General features: G+C 51.8%; 3 protein-coding genes. All 3 read left to right on the forward strand.

The features are described 5' to 3' along the window. Positions 1 to 412 precede the first annotated feature (412 nt). The 3 genes from L4D19_RS11705 to L4D19_RS11715 are packed head-to-tail and all read left to right on the forward strand — an operon-like array spanning position 413 to position 16,199. Positions 413 to 8,287 (forward strand): phosphopantetheine-binding protein, encoded by a 7,875-nt coding sequence (locus L4D19_RS11705; protein ID WP_428452617.1) that lies wholly within the window; start codon positions 413 to 415, stop codon positions 8,285 to 8,287. Beyond that, positions 8,287 to 10,377: a PfaB family protein gene (locus L4D19_RS11710; protein WP_428452618.1), complete on the forward strand. Its 2,091-nt coding sequence runs from the start codon at positions 8,287 to 8,289 to the stop codon at positions 10,375 to 10,377. Before L4D19_RS11705 ends, L4D19_RS11710 begins: the two co-directional genes overlap by 1 nt. After that, positions 10,374 to 16,199, forward strand: coding sequence for a hotdog fold thioesterase (locus L4D19_RS11715; protein WP_428452619.1), 5,826 nt, complete (start codon positions 10,374 to 10,376; stop codon positions 16,197 to 16,199). Before L4D19_RS11710 ends, L4D19_RS11715 begins: the two co-directional genes overlap by 4 nt. Positions 16,200 to 16,212 lie beyond the last annotated feature (13 nt).

A 16,212-nucleotide genomic window follows, 5' to 3' on the forward strand; every position in this document is an offset into this window, starting at 1 on the left:
TTTTAACTGGTCTGAAGAGATCCTACCTCCCCATTCAGGCGATTGTAACGAAAAGCGACCTCGGGTAGGCTGCTGAACCATTAACGGACGTAGCTGGCTTTCATACTGGATGGTAAGTACCTCCTTTTCTGATAATCGCAGCAGAATTATGATGGATACGACTTATATGGATGAAAGCACTACCGCAAACCGTCGAATGTCAGGAATATGCTACTGCTGATATGCACTTTTCCATTCCTAACACATTCCGGAGCATTGCTACCGCCAATCACTTCCTAACTGGTGTATTTTCACACCGGTTATTGCCATTTTTATTACACTTCTACCGACTTGCTTTGTACCCGTTGCCTGCGCGCAACACCCGCACCGAATATTTTGCACCCGATTTTCGGGTGTTCAGTGGAGACTCAGAATGAGCCAAACCCCAAACAACACGCCTGAATCGCAAGAAGACAAGCGACTCAACAAGCGTCTGAAAGACATGCCAATCGCTATTGTTGGTATGGCAAGTATCTTTGCAAACTCACGCTACCTGAACAAATTCTGGGATCTGATCAGCGAAAAGATTGACGCGATCACTGAAGTGCCTGAAACACACTGGCGTCCGGAAGACTACTACGATGCAAATAAGAGCACCCCGGATAAATCTTACTGCAAACGTGGTGGCTTCATGCCGGAAGTGGACTTCAACCCAATGGAGTTTGGTCTACCGCCAAATATTCTTGAATTAACAGATACCTCACAGCTTCTTTCACTAATCGTAGCTAAAGAAGTTTTGGCTGATGCAAAATTGCCGGCAGATTATGACCGCGATAAGATCGGTATTACGCTCGGTGTTGGTGGCGGCCAGAAGATCAGCCAGAGCCTGAATGCCCGCCTTCAGTACCCTGTTCTGAAGAAAGTATTCAAAAACAGCGGGATAAGTGACGAAGACAGCGAGATGCTGATCAAAAAGTTCCAAGATCAGTACATTCACTGGGAAGAGAACTCATTCCCGGGTTCGCTGGGCAACGTTATCGCGGGTCGTATCGCGAACCGCTTTGATCTTGGCGGTATCAACTGTGTCGTCGACGCAGCCTGTGCCGGCTCCCTTGCCGCGCTTCGCATGGCACTGGGAGAATTGGTCGACGGCCGCAGCGAGATGATGATCACCGGCGGCGTCTGCACCGACAACTCGCCGACCATGTACATGAGTTTCTCCAAAACACCGGCATTCACTACCAACGAAACCATTCAGCCGTTTGATATAGATTCAAAGGGGATGATGATTGGTGAAGGCATCGGTATGATCGCCCTGAAGCGCCTGGAAGATGCTGAACGCGATGGCGACCGTATCTACTCGGTTATCAAAGGTGTCGGCGCCTCTTCGGACGGTAAGTTCAAGAGTATCTACGCTCCACGCCCTGAAGGTCAGGCCAAAGCCCTCAAGCGTGCCTATGATGATGCAGGGTTCGCCCCTCATACCCTTGGCCTGCTAGAGGCCCACGGTACCGGAACTGCTGCAGGTGACGTTGCAGAGTTCAAGGGTCTGAGTTCAGTATTCAGCGAAGATAATGACGAGAAGCAACACATTGCACTGGGCTCGGTAAAATCGCAGATTGGCCATACCAAATCGACAGCGGGAACAGCGGGCCTGATCAAGGCTGCACTGGCACTGCACCACAAAGTGCTGCCGCCGACAATCAATGTCACCAGCCCGAATCCGAAACTAGAAATTGAAGATTCGCCTTTCTACCTCAACACCCAGACGCGTCCATGGATGCAGCGTGTTGATGGTACTCCGCGTCGTGCGGGTATCAGCTCATTTGGTTTTGGCGGTACCAACTTCCATGTCGTATTGGAAGAGTACACCCAGGAACATGCCCGGGGTGACAAATACCGCCAACGTGAAGTTGCCCAAACATTGCTGTTCAGCGCAACATCTCGTGATGCATTGCTTGCGAGCCTGAAAGAAACGGCCGCAAATATCGCGAGCAACAACACCGATCTCGAGGCATTGGCTAAAGCTCATGGGTTACGTAGCATTGACAGCACTCATGCACGTTTAGGCCTTGTCGCTAAATCCGATCAAGACCTCCAGGCTCTGTTAGGTCAGGCTATTTCAACGCTTGAGAAGCAGACAAAAGCACACTGGCAGCTACCAAACGGGATCAGCTACCGTGAATCAGCGCTTGTCTCTGAGCAAGGTTCGGCGAAAGTCGCTGCGCTCTTTGCCGGCCAGGGCTCACAATACCTCAATATGGGGCGTGAGCTGGCTTGTCATTACCCAGAAATGCGACAGCAACTCGCAAGCGCCGATCAGGTATTCGGCCAGAATAAAAAAACACCGTTGTCACAGGTGCTTTTCCCTATCCCGGCTTTCAACAAGCAAGACACGGCTGCTCAGGAAGCCCTGTTAACCAATACCGCCAATGCGCAAAGTGCAATTGGTGTGGTTTCTATGGGTCAGTATCAGTTGATGGCCCAGGCTGGTTTCAAAGCCGACATGGTCGCAGGCCACAGCTTTGGTGAGCTCAGCGCACTATGCGCATCAGGTGTTATTTCCCAGGAAGATTACTACCAGCTAGCGTTCCAGCGTGGCAATGCCATGGCTGCCAAACCTGCCGAAGGGGATAGCGGTACCATGTATGCCGTGATTCTCGAGGCAGATCAGCTAGCCGCCGTCGAAACCTGCATCGGCGAGTTCGATGGTGTAAGCATCGCCAACTACAATGCACCGACACAGCTGGTCATTGCAGGTCCGACAGACAAAGCTCAACTGGCCGCAAAAGCGCTGACAGAGCAAGGCTTCAAGGCCATCCCTCTACCGGTGTCCGGAGCCTTCCACACCCCATTGGTTGCCCACGCGCAGAAACCATTTGCTGCCGCCATTGATAAAGCGACATTCAGTGCCCCGGCTCTGCCGCTTTATTCCAATGCAACCGGCGAGCTGTATAAGAGTGACGGTAAAGCTATCAAGAAGGCATTCAAGCAGCACATGCTGCAGTCTGTGCGTTTCAGCACTCAGGTTGAAGCGATGTACGATGCCGGTGCCCGGGTCTTTATCGAGTTTGGCCCGAAGAATATTTTGCAGAAGCTGGTTGAGAAAACCCTCGCTGAGAAAATCTCGGGCGAGCAGGCAACAGAGCTTTGTACGATTAGCATCAACCCGAACCCGAAAGGTGATAGTGATCAGCAACTCCGCCTAGCCGCCGTTCAGCTCGCTGTTGCGGGTATTACGCTAGACAATATCGACCCGTATCAGGCCGACATCGCCCAGCCAAGCGCAACATCACCAATGAATATCAAACTCAATGCGACCAATTACATCAGTGTTGCAACCCGAACCAAAATGGCCAAGTCATTGGCTACAGGAACGGTAAGTCCTGAAACTGAAATTGTCGAAAAAGTCGTTGAGAAAATTGTGGAAAAAGAAGTGATTAAAACCGAAATCCGCGAAGTACCGGTTGCCGCAGCGCAACCCGTTGAAGCTTCTGCAACAGCACCTGTACAAACGCCAGCACCGGCACAGCAAGTCAACCAGGCAGCATCACCGCTTGCCGTTGGCGATGCATCATTGCATGCATTCTTTGCAGCACAACAGCAGGCCGCTGAACTTCACCAGCAATTTTTGGCTATTCCGCAGCAATATGGTGATACCTTCACAGCCTTGATGACAGAACAGGCGAAGATGGCTGCTTCTGGTATGACTATCCCAGAGAGCCTGCAGCGCTCAATGGAAATGTTCCACCAGCATCAAGCTGAAACACTAAAAGCCCACGCGCATTACCTTGAGCTTCAGGCAAAGAGCAATAACTCTGCGCTAGGATTGCTATCTTCACAGCCTACGTCACAGCCAGCTGCTGCGCCAACGGCCATAGCTCCTGTATCAGCGCCTGTTTCAAGACCTGTTTCAACGCCGGTACAGCACGCTCCAACTACCCCTGCGGCACCTGTTACTCAGGCACCACAAACTGTCGCAGCTACTCCAGTTCCGGCAACTGCACCAGAGCCAGTACAGGCCATCGCACCCGTTCAACAACCTGTGCAAGCAGCGACACCATCACAACCGGTAGCGCCTGCACCTGCTCCAGTTCAAGCCACAGCTCAGCCTGTATCTGAAGCTGCAGCAACTGGACAAACTGCCAATGCTGAAAACGTCATGCTGGACGTCGTGGCAGAAAAAACCGGTTATCCAACAGAAATGCTCGATCTTGATATGGATATGGAAGCAGATCTGGGCATCGATTCCATCAAGCGTGTTGAGATCCTGGGCACGGTACAAGAGCAGCTTCCTAGCCTGCCGGAACTGAACCCTGAAGATTTGGCTGAGTGTCGGACACTGCGCGAAATTGTCACCTACATGAACAGCAAGTTTCCGACGGGCGCTGTATCGGCACCAGCGGTCTCTTCTGCAGCTCAACCAACACCAGCAGCCTCGCCAGCATCAAATGGCCTTGATGCAACGCAAGTTCAAACCACCATGCTGGAGGTTGTCGCAGACAAGACTGGTTACCCGACCGAAATGCTGGATCTAGAGATGGATATGGAGGCCGACCTGGGTATCGATTCCATCAAACGCGTTGAGATCCTAGGTACAGTTCAAGATCAGCTGCCTACTCTGCCTGAGCTAAACCCGGAAGATCTGGCCGAATGCCGTACCCTAGGTGAAATCGTCACCTACATGAACAGCAAGCTACCGGCTTCTGTACCAGCAACGGCCATTGCACCTGTAACAACACCAGTAACAGCAGCTGCACCAAGTGGCCTGGATGCGGCTCAAGTTCAGAGCACCATGCTAGAGGTTGTCGCAGACAAGACTGGCTACCCAACCGAGATGCTTGACCTAGCGATGGATATGGAAGCCGATCTCGGCATCGATTCCATCAAGCGTGTTGAGATCTTAGGTACCGTTCAAGATCAACTGCCAACGCTTCCTGAGCTAAACCCGGAAGATCTAGCTGAGTGCCGTACGCTTGGCGAAATCGTTGACTACATGAACAGCAAGCTACCTGCAGTGGCAGTATCTGCAGCGTCTGTGTCAACAGTCTCGGCTACAGCAACTGCACCTGTATCAGCACCTGCTGCAAGCGGTCTGGATGCAGCCCAGATTCAGAGCACCATGCTAGACGTTGTTGCAGACAAAACTGGCTACCCATCAGAGATGCTCGATTTGGCGATGGACATGGAAGCCGATCTCGGCATCGATTCCATCAAACGGGTTGAGATCCTGGGTACCGTTCAAGACCAGCTACCAGCTCTTCCGGAGCTGAACCCTGAAGATCTGGCCGAGTGTCGCACACTGGGCGAAATCGTTGACTACATGAACAGCAAACTGTCGGCAGCGCCTGTATCGACAACAGCAACGGTAGAAACGCCAGCGTCAGTTGCAGCTCCAATTGCAACACCAAATACAGCAACAGGTTCAGCAAACGGCCTGGATGCAGCACATGTGCAAAGCACCATGCTCGATGTTGTTGCAGACAAAACCGGCTACCCGGCAGAAATGCTCGACTTGGCAATGGACATGGAAGCTGACCTAGGCATCGATTCCATCAAGCGTGTAGAAATCTTAGGTACGGTTCAAGACCAGCTGCCGACACTGCCGGAGCTTAACCCTGAAGATTTGGCAGAGTGCCGGACACTGGGCGAGATCGTTACCTATATGCAAAGCAAGCTATCAGGTACTGCAGCCGCAACATCCGCCCCGGTGGTTGAAGCCATTGTTGAAACAGGAACTGAAGCGGCAAACGTAGAGCTTCCACCTCACAATGAGGTGGCGCTAAAAAAGTTACCAGCGGTAGATAAACTAACAGACTGTTTTTCCAAAGACGCATGTATCGTGATCACCGATGACGGTCACAATGCTGGCGTTCTGGCAGAAAAGCTCAGTGCTCATGGCCTTCAAGTCGCCGTAGTACGTAGTCCTCTATCTGCCGCTTCACCACTGAATAGCGAAATTGCCAGCTACCCGTTAGCCAGTGTTGATGAAGCCGGCGTAAAAGCCGTCATCGCAGAAATTGAAAGCAAACACAAAGCAATTGGTGGATTCATTCACCTTCAGCCGGTTACAGCAGAAGCTCAAACCGACAGCTCAGAAATTGCCTTGAACGGCGATGCAAAACACAGCATTTCAGTCGCGTTCTTGTTTGCCAAATTGCTTCATACTCAGTTGAACAGTTCGTCAACATCAGGCCGTCACTGCTTCTTTACTGCAAGCCGCATCGATGGTGGTTTTGGCTACCATGATGCTGAGCAGCTAGCCAAGGCAGAACTGAACCAGGCAGCATTGTCTGGCCTGACAAAAACATTAAGCCACGAGTGGCCGAACGTGTTCTGTCGAGCTTTAGATATTGCTCCTGCTGTTGATGCGCGTCACCTTGCAGAAGCCATCACTGCTGAACTATTTGATATTGATACTCAAACAGTCGAAATCGGCTTTTATGAACCCAATAACGGAGAATCGGGTCGAGCAACCTTAACGGCAGTAGAGGCAGGAGCAGCGATAACAAAGAACACAGCAGCAAAACTAACCAGTACAGACAAAGTCCTGGTTACTGGCGGTGCTAAAGGTGTTACTTTCGAATGTGCGCTAACTCTGGCAAAACAGTGCAAATCGCACTTCATTTTAGCCGGGCGCAGTAAGCATGCTTCGGCCAGCGAGTTGCCAACGTGGGCACAGGGCAAGCAAGAAAATGAGCTAAAACCTGCGGCAATTGCCCATCTTCAAGCATCCGGCGACAAACCGACACCGAAGAAAGTCGATGCCCTGTTAAAACCGGTATTAAGCAGCCTTGAGATCAATGCTGCACTGGCCGCATTTGCCAACGTAGGGGCAAGTGCTGAATACCTCAGCCTGGATGTATCCAACAGTGAGTATGTTGGCAAAACATTAGCAAGCCTGTCTCTGGGCGGTGATATCACCGGCCTAATCCATGGAGCAGGTGTACTGGCAGACAGACACATCCAAGACAAAACCCTGGATGAACTAAACCTTGTTTATGGCACCAAAGTCGGTGGTCTGGAGGCGGTATTAAGCGCGCTAGATTGCAGCAAACTGAAACTGGTTGCGATGTTCTCGTCTGCAGCAGGTTTCTACGGTAACACGGGTCAGAGCGATTACGCGATGTCCAACGAAATCCTGAACAAGGCTGCGCTGCAATTCTCAGCTCGTCATCCGGAAGCGAAAGTCATGAGCTTCAACTGGGGGCCTTGGGATGGCGGTATGGTTAATCCTGCGCTGAAGAAAATGTTCACCGACCGCGGGGTATACGTGATCCCTCTGCAAGCTGGTGCCGAACTATTCAGCACTCAGCTTCTGAGCGAAACTGGTATTCAGCTGCTTATCGGTTCAAGCATGCAAGGCGCTGAAAGCAAGGAAGACGCTGTAAAAAAGCCTGATGCGGAGTCTGTGCTGGTAGCAAAGAGTCCGCTGACAACAAACATCACTGTAACTCGCGACCTTGACCCGAAAGCAATGCCTTTCATCAAGGATCACTGCATTGCCGGTAACCCTGTGTTACCGACAGTGTGTGCCATCCAGTGGATGCGCGAAACAGCAGAAAAACTGTTAGGTGCGAACGTCACTGTTCGCAACTACAAACTGCTTAAAGGCGTGATATTTGAAACGGACGATGTGCAGACCCTGACATTGACCCTGACACCGGAAGCAAAGCCGGGTACTAAGGCATATGGTCAAATCAAAGCCTTGATCAGCTGCCAGGGCCGACCTCAATATCAGGCGATGCTGGTTACAAAAACAGTCACTGACCCGGAAGAGCAACCGCAAGGAAAAACCTTTGCAGCGAGTGCAAGCGAACCGGTGACAACTTCTGAAGCGCTATACAGCAACGGAACCCTGTTCCATGGCCCGAGATTGCAAGGTATCCAGGCTATCGAGCAATTCGATGAATCAGGTTTGCTGGCAACGTGTCAGCTACCGGCGGTTGCCGATACCGACTGCGGATCGTTTGTCGCCACCCTGCATACCGGTGGGTGCCAGCCGTTCGCGGAAGACTACCTGCTTCAGGCAATGCTGGTTTGGGCAAGGTTAAAATACGGCGCAGCGAGTCTGCCATCTGCGATTGGTGAGTTTGTTTCTTACCAACCGATGCAGGCAGGCGACAAAGGCTGGCTAGAACTAGAGGTCATTAAAACCACCTCCCGCTCTCTACAAGCCAACATCGCGCTCTACCATCAGGATGGTCGGCTGAGTGCCATCATGAAAGGTGCCAAAGTGACGATCAGCAAGGACCTCAACGAGGCATTCTTGGTGAAGTCCGAGCCAGAAAAGGAGCTTCTGTCATAGTGACTGACTCTTCTAATAAAGCGATGCCGTTGCGCATCGCTCTTTTAGCCCGGCCAGCTAATGCAGCTGGGCTTTCTACCGATTGTTTTCCTTCGCTCCCAGCCGCTGAGACAATCTCGATTTCTGACTTTTCGGAAACCACGATTGTGGAGAAAAGTGCTTTTGAACAAGCGCTACAAGCTGCCGTTGAGGCCGTCAATCAGGGTAAGCTCGTTCGACTCATCGCAAATACCGAGCAGAGGAATTCGCAGCCAACAGTCCTGATGCTGGCAGGGTTAACTGCGGCCCAGAACAAAATTCACCCTCATGCTTATCTTTCAGGTTTCGCTGATACTCTCGAGCAAGCTATTGCCCAGTCGCGCCGTCCAGCCGGAGATATCACTCACCAGCAAGATTTTGACACGCTGACAGCCGCTCAGAAGTTCGCGGCGTTCTGGCAATTGGTTGAAGATATTGCCGGGCGTTCGCTTTCAGACCATTACTGGTTTACCGAGCCGCACAAAGCACGAGTCGCCAGCCTTACGTTCAGTCAGCAAAGCAGTGTCGTATTGACTCAGGCGACAGGCCTGCAAGCGCCTCGCTCACTGTTAAACTCTGCTCGACTGCTGTTTATCGTCTCCGGGCTGAATGAAGCCGAGCTACAGGCAAAGCTGGAGCAGCTCGGCCAGAACCTGAACCGTCTGACTGATAGTAACTGTGAACCAGATGCCCTGCTCCGTCTGATGAGCGAAAACATCAGACACTACCTGGCCGAGACGGCCAGTAAGCCTGATTCAACGAATCCGCAATCACAACAGGTCATTGTGCTTCAGGGGGCTTCCGTGGCTGCCATGCAGCAGGAAATCTCTGCCCTCCGCAGTGCCCTTCCCAAGGTGATGGCCGAGCACAGCCACTACAAGACACCGGCTGGCAGCTGTTTCTCGCCATCACCAAACAGCCGTGGCGGTGTCGCATTTGTTTACCCCGGTGTCGGAACGGTATATCCGGGCATGTTCCGCGAATTACATCGCTATTTCCCGGCACTTTATGCTCGTCTTGAGCGTGAAGGCAATCTCAAAGAAATGCTGCAGGCCGAGAAAACATACGGCGCAGATCCTGCTGACATGACGTTGGGCGAACTTGCCATTGCCGGTGTCGGTAGCAGCTACCTGCTAACACAGCTGCTATGTGAAGAGTTTGCGGTGAAGCCTGATTTTGCCCTCGGCTACTCCAAGGGTGAAGCATCAATGTGGGCCAGCTTGGGCGTATGGAAAAACCCGCATGCCCTGATCGAGATGACCCAGACCAGCCCGATCTTCACCACGGCGATCTCCGGTAAGCTCACTGCTGTTCGTGAAGCGTGGCAGTTAGGTGACAACGATTCGATCACCTGGAATAGCTTTGTCGTTCGTAGTGAGCCGGGAGCCATTCAAGCTCTGCTGCCTGAATTTCCGCATGCTTACCTGGCCATTATTCAAGGTGATACCTGTGTATTAGCCGGCTGTGAGAGTGACTGCCGCGCCCTGCTCAAAAAGCTAGGCAAGCGCGGAATTACAGCGAACCGGGTTACCGCAATGCACACACCACCTGCAATGAGCCAGCACCAGCAGGTCACTGAGTTTTACTGTCAGCCACTTTGTGATCAGCTGCCAGAGCATATTCGCTTTATCAGTGCAGCCGGTCTCTTGCCCAAGAATCAAAGTAAGACAGGTAACCCTAATAAGCCGGTTCAGATTGATAGCCAGAGTATCGCAGACTCCATCGCCGATACTTTCTGCTCGACCTTGGATTTTACGGCGCTGATCCGCAGCGCTCGTGAGCAGGGAGCCCGACTATTTATCGAAGTGGGTGCTGACAGACAAACCTGCACGCTCATCGACAAGATCAACCGTGCCGATGAAGTGACAACCGAAAGTTGCACCATCGCGGCAAATGCCAAAGGTGGGGAAGATATTCTCACCCTGCTCAAATGTCTGGCTCAGCTCATCACACACCAAATCCCACTGTCGCTGGAGCCTTTGTTACTAGGGCTTGAACAGCAGCAAATGAATGCCTCGTCGGAAGAAAATGATTCTTTGTCGGCGAACAAAATACAAGGAGAGCCAGTTTGAGTTCTCAACACAACACAACCAACGCGCATAGCACCAGCAAGAAAATTGCCATTGTTGGTTTAGCTAACCAGTATCCCGATGCGGATACGCCAAAAGCATTTTGGCAAAACCTGCTGGACAAGAAAGACTCTCGCAGTACATTGAGCGCTGAAAAACTCGGCGCCAATCCCGACAGTTATCAGGGCCAACAGGGAGAGTCCGACCGTTTTTACTGTGATAAAGGCGGTTACATCCAGAACTTCACCTTCGATGCCAGCGGATACCGCTTATCTGCCGAGAAGTTCGAAGGCCTTGACGACAGTTTTCTCTGGGCGCTCGATACCAGCCGCAAAGCGCTGGCAGATGCCGGGATCCCGTTAAATGCCTCAGTATTAGAACGGACTGGCGTGATCATGGGCGCATTGTCATTCCCGACGACGCGCTCCAATGATTTATTCCTACCGCTATATCACTCTGCGGTAGAGAAAGCACTGCAGGAAAAACTGGCGAACGAGCACTTTTCGCTCAGCCCATCCAATACCGTGACACGAGACTCTAATCCGGCCAACGGTGCTGCAGCACATAATGCTTCCAAGCTAGTTGCAGACGCACTCGGCCTGGGTAGTGCACAGTTAAGCCTCGATGCAGCCTGTGCCAGTTCGGTCTACTCGCTAAAACTGGCCTGTGACTACCTCAATACCGGCAAGGCCGATATGATGCTGGCAGGTGCCGTTTCCGGTGCCGACCCGTTCTTCATCAACATGGGCTTCTCAATCTTCCACGCCTATCCGGATCACGGCGTCTCGGTACCGTTCGATAGCAACAGCAAAGGCCTGTTTGCCGGCGAAGGGGCTGGCGTACTGGTACTGAAACGGCTCGAAGATGCAGAGCGCGACGGCGACCATATCTATGCCGTCGTCAGCGGGATCGGCCTGTCCAATGACGGACGTGGCCAGTTTGTCCTTAGCCCGAACAGCAAAGGACAGGTTCAGGCATTCGAGCGCGCCTATAACGCTAGCGATCTGGCACCAGAGAGCATCGAGGTGATTGAGTGTCACGCCACCGGTACACCGCTGGGTGATAAAGTCGAAATGACATCCATGGAGCGCTTCTTTGCCGATAAGCTAAATGGTACTCAGGCACCGCTTATCGGCTCGGCAAAATCCAACCTTGGTCACTTGCTTACGGCAGCGGGTATGCCCGGGATCATGAAAATGATCTTCGCCATGAAAGAAGGTGTACTTCCTCCAAGCATTAATCTATCGACCCCGCTGTCTTCACCTGATGGGTTGTTCGGTTCGCATACATTGCCGACCCAGGTTCAACCATGGCCTGACAAAGCCGGAAATCCCGAGCGACGTGCGGGTGTTTCGGTGTTTGGTTTTGGTGGCTGTAACGCACACCTGCTGCTGGAAGCCTATTCTTCTCGCTCAGAACAAGCCGTTTCGACACCTGCCGCTTCGATTAATAAACTGAAGCCTGCGGTAGCCGCACCACTGAAGATCACAGGGTTAGCCTCGCACTTCGGTTCATTGAAAACCATTAATGCATTGATCCATGCCATCGAAACGGGGGCAGATGCCTTTGTCGCTCTACCGAAGAAGCGCTGGAAAGGGCTGGATCAGCACCCTGAGCTATTAAGCCAATTCGGTTTGCACACCGTTCCGCACGGTGCCTACATAGATCAGTTTGAGCTGGATTTCTTGCGCTTCAAAGTACCGCCGAACGAAGATGATCGTCTGATCTCCCAGCAACTGCTACTCATGAAAGTTGCTGACGAAGCGATTCGGGATGCCAAGCTTGCAGCAGGACAAAAGGTTGCCGTTCTGGTGGCAATGGAAACCGAGCTGGAAATGCACCAGTTCCGCGGTCGCGTTAACCTACATACCCAGCTTGCCGATAGCCTGGACAACATGGGGATCACCCTGACTGACAGCGAATATCAGTCGCTTGAAGCTATCGCCATGGACAGTGTATTGGATGCCGCCAAGCTCAACCAGTACACCAGCTTTATCGGCAATATCATGGCGTCGCGTATTGCCTCGCTGTGGGATTTCAATGGCCCGGCATTTACCATTTCTGCGGCAGAGCAGTCTGTTGCCCGCTGTATTGATGTCGCCCAGAACCTGATGGCACAAGAATCTTTAGATGCCGTCGTCATCGCCGCCGTCGATCTCAGCGGCAGTGCCGAGCAGGTGATTCTCAAAAACAGCATTACTCCCGTCGCCTCGACGACACAAGACAGTGGTTGGCAAGTCGGTGAAGGGGCCGGGGCAATTGTTCTTGTCGATGACCAAGAAGTAGCCGTTAGCCACAGCTATGGCACAGTCAATGCGCTCGGTTTTAGCTCCGTCGACCAGAGCCAGTCGGTTACCAACCGTCTTCTGACTGAAACCGGTATAGCTGCGGACAATATTAGCTTGCTGGAGCTTAACCAAGCGCCAGAAAGCACTGATATTACGGCTTTCCCACTGTCTCGAGCAACGCAAACTCAGGCCAGCCGTCGCATGGGTCACTGTTTTGCAGCATCCGGTATGGCGAGTATCCTCCACGGACTATTGAGCCTAAACCACACGGCTTCCCACGCCGAGGCGAAAGCGGCCATCGTCGCGAATATCAGTGAAGGCCAGTGTTCGCAGCTTCTCGTTACGCAAACGAGTACAGAAACACAATCCCTGACTGCACGCCTTGACAGTGAATTGCCCGCCGACTCACCACGCCAGCTAATCAAACAAGTTACCCTAGGCGGGCGTGATATCTACCAGCATATTGTGACAGCAGATCTTTCTGAACTTCAGCAGATCAAGCAAAAAGTCGCTAACGCGAAACCGCGTGTACAAGCCGTAGCTAACACTAAGGCTGAGGCGAACTTAGCCAAGTCCATCGCGGCAGCACCATCAGTATCCCCGACTCTGGCAACGCCAAGCCAGACTCCGATCACAGGTATTCAGAGCAATATGACCAACGTCTTATCCGCTAATAAACAGAGTGATTCAAGCTCATTACAGAGCGCTTCATTTGTCGAAAATCAACAGCTGGCACAGCAGATCCATCAAGCCTTCCTGCAAAATCGCGAGCAAGGGTTGAAAATGGCTGACGCTCTGTTGAAGGCGCAGCTTAACGAAGTTACCGCGCAAATGAATGCGGGCACGGGCCAGATATTTAATCACCAGCCTGACGCAGTTTCAGAGCAGTTTTCACCAGCACAAAACGTAATGGCTGCACCAGCAGAAACGGCTATCGCAAAACCAATCCGTAAGCCCTGCATTTGGGACTATGAAGACTTGGTAGAATATGCCGAAGGTGACATCGCTAATGTATTTGGTCCTGATTACGCGATTATCGACAACTATTCACGCCGGGTAAGATTACCGACCACCGACTATCTGCTGGTATCGCGAGTGACTAAACTTGATGCCCAAATGCTGGAATTCAAGCCAAGCACCATGACCACGGAATACGACATTCCTGTAGATGCCCCTTACTTGGTCGACGGTCAGATCCCTTGGGCGGTAGCCGTAGAGTCTGGTCAGTGTGACCTAATGCTCATTAGCTACCTCGGCATCGATTTCGAAAACAAGGGCGAGCGGGTTTATCGTCTGCTAGATTGTACCCTCACCTTCCTCGGCGACCTGCCGCGTGGTGGCGATACCCTGCGATACGATATCTCCATCAACAACTTTGCCCGTAACGGCGATACCCTGCTGTTCTTCTTCTCCTACGAATGTTTCGTCGGCGACAAGATGATCCTGAAGATGGATAACGGCTGCGCAGGCTTCTTCACCGATGAAGAGCTGGCAGACGGCAAAGGGGTTATCCGTACCGAAGAAGAACTCAAAGCACGTAACCTGGCAGTTAAGCAGCGTTTTAACCCAATCCTGCACTGCCAGAAGACCCAGTTCGACTATCACACCTTGCATAACCTGTTGAATGCCAATATTGCCGGTTGTTTTGGTGACAGTCATATTTCTGACCGGGTTCAGCCATCGCTGTGTTTCAGCTCAGAAAAATTCATGATGATTGAACAAGTCAGCCACGTTGATCCGCATGGCGGTGCATGGGGACTCGGCTTGGTCGAAGGCCACAAACAGCTTGAACCTGAGCACTGGTATTTCCCTTGCCACTTTAAAGATGACTCCGTCATGGCCGGCTCATTGATGGCTGAGGGCTGTGGCCAGTTGCTGCAGTTCTTTATGATGTATTTGGGTATGCATACTCAGGTCCAGAGTGGTCGCTTCCAGCCTCTTGAAAGCGCACCGCAAAAAGTTCGCTGCCGCGGTCAGGTACTGCCGCAATCGGCCATGCTGACTTACCGGATGGAAGTCACGGAAATTGGCCTGAGCCCTCGTCCTTATGCAAAAGCCAATATCGATATTCTGCTCGATGGCAAAGTTGTGGTCGACTTCCAGAACTTGGGCGTGATGATCAAAGAAGAAGCCGAATGTACTCGCTATATCGGTTCATCAGACTATATTGCTGAAGGCTATATTGCTGAAGACCATATTGCTGAAAATGTTGTTGCTGAAGTGAAAGCAGTACAGACGGCAGCACAAGCAATAAACCAGCCAGCCTCTGCCAATGCACCGCTGATGGCGCAAATTCCCGATTTGAATACGGCACCGAACAAAGGCGTTATTCCGCTACAGCACGTTGAAGCACCAATAACACCCGACTACCCGAACCGCACACCAGACACAGTACCGTTCACGCCGTACCATATGTTTGAGTTTGCAACCGGTGATATCGAGAAATGTTTCGGCCCCGACTTCACTATCTATCGCGGCATGATCCCGCCACGTACCCCGTGTGGTGACCTACAGCTGACCACCCGTGTCATCGAAGTCAACGGCACCCGTGGCGACTTTAAAACACCGTCGTCATGTATTGCTGAATATGAAGTGCCGGAAAATGCCTGGTACTTCAACGAAAACAGCCACAGCGCCCTCATGCCTTATTCGGTATTAATGGAAATTTCGCTTCAGCCAAATGGCTTTATTTCAGGCTATATGGGCACTACCCTGGGCTTCCCTGGCCAAGAGCTGTTTTTCCGTAACCTTGATGGCAGCGGCAAGATGCTGCGCAATGTTGACCTGCGCGGCAAAACGATTGTTAATGATTCCCGTCTGCTTTCAACCGTTATGATGGGTACCAACATCGTGCAAAGCTTCAGCTTCGAGCTAAGTACTGACGGCGTACCTTTCTATGAAGGTACCGCGGTATTTGGTTACTTCAAAGGTGAAGCACTGAAAGATCAGCTGGGACTGGATAATGGTAAAGTGACACAACCTTGGCACATCGAAAATAATCGCACGCCTGATGTCACTATCGACCTGCTTGATAAGCAAAGCCGCTACTTCAATGCCCCGCTGTCAGCAACAGGCGAAACACGTCCACATTACCAGCTGGCTGGCGGACGACTGAATTTCATCGATAAAGTTGAAATAACCAGTGATGGTGGTAAATCAGGCTTAGGTTACCTGTATGCAGAGCGAACGATTGATCCAAGCGATTGGTTCTTCCAGTTCCATTTCCACCAAGATCCTGTCATGCCGGGCTCTCTGGGTGTAGAAGCAATTATCGAACTGATGCAAACTTACGCCCTGAACAAAGATTTAGGGGCCGGTTTCCGTTCGCCGAAGTTCGGCCAGATCCAATCTGAAGTGAAATGGAAATACCGTGGCCAAATCAACCCGCTGAACAAGCAAATGTCACTGGATGTCCACATCACTGCGATTAAAGACGAAGACGGTAAACGCATCATCATTGGTGATGCCAACCTGAGCAAAGACGGCCTGCGAATTTACGAAGTCAAAGACATTGCCATCTGTATTGAAGAAGCTTGAGTTAGGAACGAAT

Origin of the sequence: Photobacterium kasasachensis (genome assembly GCF_050336885.1) — a bacterium.
Lineage (GTDB): Bacteria > Pseudomonadota > Gammaproteobacteria > Enterobacterales > Vibrionaceae > Photobacterium > Photobacterium kasasachensis.

What these genes read in the sequence shown, in the direction of transcription:
- L4D19_RS11705 (WP_428452617.1), top strand. Translation starts at nt 413, where the DNA reads ATGAGCCAAACCCCAAACAACACGCCTGAATCGCAAGAAGACAAGCGA.